Below are 6,185 nucleotides of genomic sequence, written 5' to 3' on the forward strand. Positions count from 1 at the left end.
TTGAATGGCGAACGAATCTTAGTGCCACCAATGCCGATTGAATAAAAACCAGACGGAAAGCAGAATCATGATTAAAGTGATTACAATGGTAATCTGCCAGGCCCAGTCGCTTTGGGCAAATGGCAGTGACTTGACGTTTTCACCATAAAAACCAGACACAATCGGTGGAATTGCCAAAACAATTGAATAAATCGTTAAAAATTTCATTGTTTGGTTCAGATTGCTGTCCAAGACCTTGCTGTAGGCATCCGAAACGCGGGCAGAGACGTCTGAGGTCATCTGCGCCATCTCGAGTCCTTGCTGAGCTTCGATGATAATGTCATCCAAGTCATTAAGCTGACGATGTGACATTCGATTGCCGAAGCGGCGTTTGAATTCTTCAAGCAAAGAAACGTTGCCTTTTAGTGATGTCAAAATGTAGACCAGCCCAGTTTCGATTTCCATAAATTCAGTGATGGCCTTGCGCTCTGTATGATTTTGCAGACTACGCTGAATCTGCTGGCGCTGCTGATCAGCTCGCCGAATCGGTCCAAAATAGCTGGTGGAAAGCTTGTAGAGCGTTGGCAGAATAAAATCAAAGCGATCGTTGACGGGACCGTGTTTTTTCATGGCTTTGAGCTGCTTGGCTAAAATCCCGTTGACAAAATTGGTCTGAGCATTGGTAAAGGTCAAGACGTTATTGGCAGTCAGCATGATGCCAATTGGTGCAGTCTGTGGTGCCGATACCTCGTGGGTAGGGACGTAGACGTCAAAAATCAGCAAGGTAACGCCGGCATCACGATCAACCTCAACCCGGGCTTTTTCATAAGGGTCAATGGCATAATCCAACAACTCTTTGGTAACTTCGTATTTGTTGACCAAATCCTCTCGTTCATGGGGTAAGGGCTCAAACACGCTGATCCAGTAGCTTTGTTCATTGATTAGTTCGGCACTCAACATGATTTTACCCTCCACAAAAATTGGTCTTTAGGTATAATTCAACTATTTACTGAAGTAAAATTCAAGCCAGGTAACCATAAGAATTGTAAAAAACATGAATAAGGGGATCGTGATGGAAGAACGCTGGAAAATTAAAGAAACGCTACCGATCAATCAGCCACCGAAATCATTGCGAGATTTGTTGCAAAAACAGTGGCTTTTGCCAAGGCGGTTCGTCTATTATCTCAGAACGCGTCATAACGTTTTGGTAAATGGTCAATATCGACCGGTCAATTATCATGTTCAGCCAAACGATACGATCGAGCTGACCTTTAACGGTGATGAGTTTCGGACGCCGCAAACCCATTATCAGCCCACGCCGATGCCGAAACTGGATGTGTTGTTTGAGAATCGGGATGTCTTGGTTGTCAATAAGCCGGCCGGACAGAAAATGCATCCCAATCAACCTTTGGAAGTCGGCACGTTGTTGAATGATGCAGCGGGCTATCTAAAGGGCACGATGGCTGATGCCTTTATGGTGCACCGACTTGATCAGGCAACCAGCGGCGCAGTGGCGATTGCCAAAAATCCGATTGTCGTGCCGATTCTGGATCGTCGCATCAGCCAGGGACAAATGCATCGTCAATATATTGCATTGGTGCAGGGACAAATGGAACACGATGCCGGTCGTTTTGATTGGCCAATTGGCAGGGATCTGCTGGACCAGCGCAAGCGATGCGTTGACGGCTATGGTGCACAGCCGGCTCTGACTTATTATCAGGTTGCTTGGCGTGGCAAAGATGCAACGCTGGTGAGGCTTAAACTGGCAACCGGGCGGACTCATCAGCTGCGTGTGCATCTGGCATACAGCGGCCATCCAATCATTGGTGATCCGCTGTATGATACGACAATAGCTTCACGAATGATGCTGCATGGCATCAAACAACAGATTATTCTGCCATTTACCGAAAAAATTCAAACAATTCAAGCACCAATAGATGACGAATTCAAACGAATTTTGTTAAAATACAAATAAAGAGACAACAAATAGATAAGGAGGAGTTCATTGTCACTTTTAACTAAGCTTTACGGACCGTTCTTCGACCTGCACAACTGGGAAGCTGTGATAACTTCAGGTCAGGATTGGCTGATCATCCTTTCATTGGTATTGATCGAATGTCTGTTATCCGTGGACAACGCTGTGGTCTTGGCCGCTCAGACGCGGGTGCTGCCGACACTTAAGGAACAAGAGGAATCTCTGTTTTATGGGATCTGGGGATCATACATTTTCCGTTTCCTGATCATTGGTGCCGGGGTTTACCTGATTCATTTCTGGGAGATCAAAGTCATTGGTGCCGCCTACTTGATGTATCTGGTTTATCGCTTCTTTCACTTTAAGTTTCGGGGCAATCCGAAGCGCCGCAGTAAGCAGACCAGCCCGAAAGCCAACCGTAAAGGCTTAACGGGGCGCAAGCGTTTCTGGTGGGTCGTGGCCCAGATTGAGTTCATGGACATCATATTTTCCGTCGATTCTGTGTTGGCCTCGCTGGCAATCTCAAGTAATCCAGTAATTGTTTTAATTGGTGGTTTGATCGGGATTATTTGTATGCGGGGCGTTGCCGAAGTGATTATGCGCTTGATGACTAAAGTTCCTGAATTGGAGCCAATGGCCTACATTCTGATTTTTGTCATTGCAGTCAAGCTGTTCCTTTCAATTCCGGCAATTGATATTGAAATTCCATCAAGTGCGTTCGGCATCTTTGTGTTGGCTGTCTTTATCATCACGATCATCGTGCATTTTGTAAGACGTAAAAAGCAGCCGCAGGTGACGGATCAAAAGGAGCAGAAGCATTAATGGCACAAGAAGCAACCGCTGAAAACTTTGACAAGATGATACAAGGCCCGCTGACTGTAGTCGATTTCTGGGCACCATGGTGTGGACCATGTAAAATGATGGCACCAATCATGGCAGAACTGGAAAAGGAATTTGCAGGGCAGATCAAATTCGTCAAATTTAACGTTGATCATCAACAAGTAATCGCGGAACGCTATAAAGTGATGAGTGTTCCCAGCCTAGTGCTTTTTCGAAATGGCGAAGCTAAGGAAAAAGTAACTGGCATCTATCCTAAAGATCGACTGGCACATTATTTTGCGCGTAAAGCAGCTGAATAAGCCTAGCGATATTAAAAAGATCCGATTCGTTTAAGCGAGTCGGATCTTTTTTTACTAAAAACTTGATTTGGGAAAACGTTTGCCATGGCGCCATTTTCATCGCTTACATTAGTAAAATTCATAAATTAATTTTTCGCAGAGGGGTTGCAAACGATTTCAAATCATGTTAAATTAACAACGTTGAATTTTTCGTAAAACGATTTACAAAAACGTTTTACACTAGGAACCATAGGAGGAAGCAAATGGCTAAGAAAATTGCGGTTTTAGGTAGTATCAATGTTGACACGACCTACCACGTACAACGTTTCCCAATGCCTGGTGAGACGATCTCAGCGGGATCCAAGAGTTCTGCTCCTGGTGGTAAGGGTGCCAATCAGGCAGTTGCGGCTGCTCGCTCTGGTGCCAAGACCTGGTTTATCGGTATGGTTGGCGCTGACAATGAAGGTAAGTTCATGCGTGAAGCCTTGCAAGAAGATAATATCGATACCAAGCTGATTGGCATTGATGAGCTGCACGGTACGGGAACGGCCCTGATTACGCTTGATGCCGAAGGACAAAACGACATCATGGTTTATGGTGGTGCCAACCAAGCAATGACGACTGAGGTTTTGAAAAATGCTGATTCAGTCTTTGAAGAAATCGACTTTCTGATCAGTCAGTTTGAAACACCGCAGGCAGTTACCGTAGAAGCATTCAAACAAGCTAAGGAACATGGCGTAACGACAATCTTGAATCCGGCACCGGCTCATGAAATTTTGCCAGAGCTGCTGCAATACACGGACGTGGTAATTCCTAACGACAGCGAAAGCTTTGTTTTGACGGGAATCAAGATTACGGATGAGGACTCCATGCTTAAGTCTGCGGAATGGTTTAAGCAGCAAGGTGTTAAGAATCTGTTGATTACGCTGGGTTCAAAAGGGGTCTTTTACTGCACGCCACACGGTCACGGAATGGTACCAGCATTTAAGGTCAAGGCCGTTGATACGACGGCTGCCGGTGACACGTTCATTGGCGCGTTAGCCTCGCAGCTGGACAATGATCTGAGCAATGTTGCCGATGCTCTGGTCTACGCGCAGCGTGCTTCCAGTCTGACCGTTCAAAAGATGGGTGCGATGCCATCGATTCCAACGAGTGAAGAAGTCAAAGCCGCACTTGCCGAATAATCGCGGCTAAACGTTCGCAGCAATAAAAATTAGGAATTAGGAGATTTTGATCATGAAGAAAACTGGAATTATCAACTCTGAAGTGTCTGCTGTCGTTGCCAACATGGGGCACATGGACTGGCTGTCAATCGGTGATGCCGGCATGCCGGTACCAATGGGCACTAAGAAGATCGACCTGGCACTCGACAAGCAGCTGCCAAGCTTTATGGACGTTTTGAACAATGTCTTAAAGGAAATGAAGGTTCAAAAGATCTATCTTGCCGATGAGATCAAGGACCAAAATCCAGAACAGCTGGAAAACATTAAAAAGGCTTTGCCTGATGTTGAGATCGAATTCATGCCGCACAGTGATTTGAAGAAGAACCTGGCCAAGACGCACGCCTTCATCCGCACGGGTGAGATGACGCCTTACTCCAACATTATTCTTGAATCCGGCGTTACGTTCTAGCGAGGTGTGAGCTATGCAAAACAGTAAGAATTCTGACAAGGGTCAAAGCTGGCTGCAGCTGCCAGACGGTTACCTTGACAAGACCCCAATGTTTCAGTTCCTGCTGGTCTGCTTGATCTTCCCACTTTGGGGGGCGGCGGCCAGTCTGAACGATATTCTGATCACGCAGTTTAAGACGGTCTTTACGCTGAATGACACGGCCACGGCCTTCGTTCAATCAGCCTTTTACGGCGGCTACTTCCTGATGGCCATCCCAGCGTCCCGGATCGTTAAGAAGGCCAGCTACAAGGTGGCCATTCTGGTTGGGCTGATGTTTTACATCATCGGCTGCTCGCTGTTCTTCCCAGCTTCCAAGATTGCTACCTACAGCGTGTTCTTGGTTGCCATCTTCGCGATTGCTGTTGGTCTGAGCTTCTTGGAAACGTCCTGTGACACCTACGCCTCCATGATGGGTCCGCGCAATACGGCCAACCAGCGTTTGAACTTTGCCCAAACGCTGACGCCGCTGGGTGACATCTTAGGGATCGTCTTGGGTAAGTACCTGATCTTTGGTGAAGGTGGCAACCTGGCCGACAAGGTCGCTCACATGAGCAAGGCCGAAGCTCACGCCTACAACCTGCACATGCTTCAACTGACGCTGCGTCCATACAAGTTTATCCTTGCAATTTTAATCGTTATCTTCATCGTCCTGCTGCTGACCAAGATGCCACGGGCCAAGGCCACGGCAGGCGAGGGCGCAGAAGGTAAGGAAGCACAGCCATCACTTGGCGAGACGATTCACTACCTGACGCACAACAAGCGCTTTATGATGGGTGTCGGCGCACAATTCGTCTACGCCGGCATGCAGACGACGGTTTGGTCATTTACCATCCGTCTGGCGCTGAAGGTGATGAACGGGATTTCCGATTCTGAAGCTTCAACGTTTATGATCTACAGCTACGTGGCTTGGTTCGTTGGTAAGCTGGTTGCCAACTGGTTCATGAACCGCTACTCGATCACCAAGGTTCTGACCTGGTTCTCTGCTTTGGGTATGGTCTGCCTGGTTATTGCCTTTACGGTGCCAAACGCTACGGCCGTATACGCAGCCATCGCCACGAGCTTCTTCTTCGGTCCTGAATGGCCAACGATCTACGCTCACACGCTGGACCAGATCCACGAAAAGAAGTACACCGAAACTGGTGGTGCCTTCATCGTTATGTCGCTGATCGGTGGTGCCATCGTGCCAGCCATTCAAGGACGGGTATCCGACCTTTCCGGCTCCATGCAGTTCTCCTTCATCGTGCCAGCCATCTGCTTTGCGATCATCACGTTCTACTTCTGGAATGAACATCGCTACGAAAAGGCACACCCTGAAGAAGTTCAAGAACACTAGCAAATTACATTTTCAGCAAATCTAAAAGGACAGTCTGGTGTGTACCCAAAAAGCTGGAATTGAATATTAATTACTTGTAAACTGAATAAAAATTTTTATTAGGCAGCCAGCC

Annotated in this window: 7 protein-coding genes; 6 read left to right on the forward strand and 1 reads right to left on the reverse strand. The window is 47.1% G+C overall.

The genetic code is table 11. The features are described 5' to 3' along the window. Positions 1-18 precede the first annotated feature (18 nt). Positions 19-939 (reverse strand): magnesium transporter CorA family protein, encoded by a 921-nt coding sequence (locus HF864_RS03180; protein ID WP_169461664.1) that lies wholly within the window; start codon positions 937-939, stop codon positions 19-21. Between the two features lie 112 nt (positions 940-1,051). Between HF864_RS03180 and HF864_RS03185 the strand changes: the two genes are divergently transcribed. The 6 genes from HF864_RS03185 (at position 1,052) to fucP (ending at position 6,073) form a co-directional block, all read left to right on the forward strand. Continuing rightward, positions 1,052-1,954, forward strand: coding sequence for an RluA family pseudouridine synthase (locus HF864_RS03185; RefSeq protein ID WP_169461665.1), 903 nt, complete (start codon positions 1,052-1,054; stop codon positions 1,952-1,954). Between the two features lie 30 nt (positions 1,955-1,984). Continuing rightward, positions 1,985-2,773, forward strand: a complete 789-nt coding sequence (locus HF864_RS03190) for a TerC family protein (protein ID WP_169461666.1) — start codon at positions 1,985-1,987, stop codon at positions 2,771-2,773. Continuing rightward, complete coding sequence (gene trxA, locus HF864_RS03195) at positions 2,773-3,090, forward strand: thioredoxin (RefSeq protein ID WP_169461667.1); 318 nt, start codon at positions 2,773-2,775, stop codon at positions 3,088-3,090. The genes HF864_RS03190 and trxA overlap by 1 nt, the downstream gene beginning before the upstream one ends. A 242-nt stretch (positions 3,091-3,332) precedes the next feature. Continuing rightward, on the forward strand, positions 3,333-4,253 hold the full coding sequence (gene rbsK / locus HF864_RS03200; protein WP_169461668.1) for a ribokinase: 921 nt from the start codon (positions 3,333-3,335) through the stop codon (positions 4,251-4,253). A gap of 52 nt (positions 4,254-4,305) precedes the next feature. Further along, positions 4,306-4,701, forward strand: a complete 396-nt coding sequence (gene rbsD / locus HF864_RS03205) for a D-ribose pyranase (protein ID WP_006500760.1) — start codon at positions 4,306-4,308, stop codon at positions 4,699-4,701. A gap of 13 nt (positions 4,702-4,714) precedes the next feature. Next, complete coding sequence (fucP, locus tag HF864_RS03210; protein WP_169461669.1) at positions 4,715-6,073, forward strand: L-fucose:H+ symporter permease; 1,359 nt, start codon at positions 4,715-4,717, stop codon at positions 6,071-6,073. Positions 6,074-6,185 lie beyond the last annotated feature (112 nt).

Source organism: Lactobacillus sp. MRS-253-APC-2B, from assembly GCF_012843675.1.
In the GTDB taxonomy this organism is placed as follows: domain Bacteria; phylum Bacillota; class Bacilli; order Lactobacillales; family Lactobacillaceae; genus Limosilactobacillus; species Limosilactobacillus pulli.

Bases quoted from the DNA above. Each gene is read 5' to 3' on its own strand.
- HF864_RS03180 (WP_169461664.1), bottom strand. From the start codon at position 939: ATGTTGAGTGCCGAACTAATCAATGAACAAAGCTACTGGATCAGCGTG.
- HF864_RS03185 (WP_169461665.1), top strand. From the start codon at position 1,052: ATGGAAGAACGCTGGAAAATTAAAGAAACGCTACCGATCAATCAGCCA.
- fucP (WP_169461669.1), top strand. From the start codon at position 4,715: ATGCAAAACAGTAAGAATTCTGACAAGGGTCAAAGCTGGCTGCAGCTG.
- trxA (WP_169461667.1), top strand. From the start codon at position 2,773: ATGGCACAAGAAGCAACCGCTGAAAACTTTGACAAGATGATACAAGGC.
- rbsD (WP_006500760.1), top strand. From the start codon at position 4,306: ATGAAGAAAACTGGAATTATCAACTCTGAAGTGTCTGCTGTCGTTGCC.
- rbsK (WP_169461668.1), top strand. From the start codon at position 3,333: ATGGCTAAGAAAATTGCGGTTTTAGGTAGTATCAATGTTGACACGACC.